The sequence below is a fragment of the Cellulomonas hominis genome, from assembly GCF_005239125.1.
Classification (GTDB): domain Bacteria; phylum Actinomycetota; class Actinomycetes; order Actinomycetales; family Cellulomonadaceae; genus Cellulomonas; species Cellulomonas hominis_A.
This window is the reverse complement of the sequence record NZ_SZYE01000370.1, coordinates 1-893: the sequence shown is the minus strand read 5'-3', so window position 1 is coordinate 893 and position 893 is coordinate 1. Positions and strand designations below refer to the sequence as shown.

The 893-nt window shown below is 83.3% G+C and carries 1 pseudogene; it reads right to left on the bottom strand.

Going from position 1 to position 893, the window contains the following annotated elements:
- Positions 1–893 (bottom strand): annotated as a pseudogene (locus FA014_RS20440) (hypothetical protein); the annotation flags it as partial.

The window sequence follows — 893 nt, the reverse complement described above, 5'->3', positions numbered from 1 at the left end:
ACGCCGGGGGCGCGGCGGGCGCGGCGGCGGGCGCCGGGAACGCGGGGGCCGGGGACTCCGCCACCGGGGCGGTCGGCTCGACCGCCGGGGCGTCGAGGACCGGCGCACCCAGCACCGCGGTGTCGTCGGCGCGGCCCACGGGGGCGAGCGGCTGGTCGGCGACGGGGGCGGCGGCGCCGGACCACACGACCGGCGAGTCCGCCGCGGCGGGGCCGACGGGCGCGGTGGCCGCGGGCGCGGACCCGGTGAGGACGTCCGGCGCGGGCTCGGGCTCGGCGTGCGCGACCGGCTGCGCCCAGGACGGCGTCTCCGGCGTGACCGGGGCGCCGGACCACGAGGCCCAGGCGTGCGACTCGTCCAGCGGCTCGTCGGGCGCGAGGCCGGGCACGACCATCGGCCGGTGCTCGGGCTGCGCCGGCTCGGCCTCGTCGGCCCGCGTGCCGGGCTCGGCGGTCTCCGGGTCGGTGCCGGCGGCCTCGGCGGCCGGCGGCTCGACCTCGGCGCCCAGCGGGTCGACCTCGGGCTCGGCCGCCACCGGCGCGGGCACGATCGGCAGGCTCGCCGTCAGCGGCGCCGACAGCGCGTCCAGGCGGGCGTGGTCGGCCGCGGACATCTCGGGCTCGTGGTCCACCAGCTCGTCGACGATCGACCGCACCTCGGCGGGCGACGTGATCGGGCGCCGGCGCAGCGCCGGGGCCGGCGTCGCGGCGGCGTCGGCCTCCGGGCGCTCCTCGGGGTCCTCCTCCACCGCGTCCGCGGCGTCGGTGGCGTCGCCGGCGGGCTGCGCCAGCAGGTCGCGGCCGCGGAAGCCGGAGAAGAGACCCGGCCGCGGGCCGGCGGGCGCCGGGGCCGGGGCCTCGGGCTCCTCGGCAGGCGCCGCGGGGGCGCGGGAG